Annotated in this window: 1 pseudogene; it reads left to right on the forward strand. The window is 59.9% G+C overall.

The features are described from left to right. Window positions 1-562 precede the first annotated feature (562 nt). Window positions 563-934 (forward strand): annotated as a pseudogene (locus tag DDZ14_RS19195) (IS3 family transposase); the annotation flags it as partial.

A 934-nucleotide genomic window follows, 5' to 3' on the forward strand; every position in this document is an offset into this window, starting at 1 on the left:
GGCTCCTGAAACGGTTCGCCAGAGACCCGAAAAGCCCAATCAAATCAAGGGGTAGGATTTTCCGGTTCGCCAGCGCAAGCCGTTGATTTCCCTTGCCCCGCACAGCCCTGCACGGCTCACCACTTTAGAGTTAAATATCAATAACTTACGGAGCCTCTGTTTGCGGCTCGCGAGAGGCGCTTCATTTCCGGAAGCAATACGGAAGCACCGGGCGGCTCGAATTTTGGTGAACCTGGTGCGGCATCTTAGCCACAGCATGATGCAACCGAATGCTTCTGGAATGCGCATTCACGGCCCAGTTCGTCACCGTGGACAACGTGTGGGCATCTTCATTTGATTTGGCCGGATCAGAAGCAGCCTTGCGCCTCTTCAAGTGTCGTTGCCCAGGTTACACAGCTTTCAGTGTCTTCACTACGGCGCTTTAACCCCTTCGAGGCTTCCAGAAGATCGTTGTACTCGCTCACGAGGTCGTTGTGGCGATCTAGAAGGTCTTCGTATTTGTCCACGCAGTCAGTGACGTTGGAGCGGCAGGTGAAGCCCTCATAGTCGCATTGGTACTTTCAGCCCCGCCCGCCGCCGCGCCTGCATCGATCATGTGCGGGGTCAGCTCCGGGTGTCGGAGCGTCGGGCCTGCCGCGTGCTGCGTCAGCATCGCTCGACACAGCGCAAGCTGCCGAGAGGCCGAGCCGACGAAGACCGCCTGGTCGCGGACATGATCGAGTTGGCCCGTCAGTACGGCCGCTACGGTTATCGTCGGATCGCGGCCCTGCTGCGGGATGCGGGCTGGCAGGTCAACGACAAGCGCGTCGAGAGGCTATGGCGGCGGGAGGGGCTGAAAGTGCCAATGAAGCAACCGAAGAGGGGACGGCTCTGGCTGAACGACGGGTCGTGTGTCCGGCTGCGGCCGGCGCATCGCAACCACGTCTGGAGCTAT

This window comes from Maritimibacter sp. 55A14, from assembly GCF_003122205.1.
Classification (GTDB): domain Bacteria; phylum Pseudomonadota; class Alphaproteobacteria; order Rhodobacterales; family Rhodobacteraceae; genus QEYE01.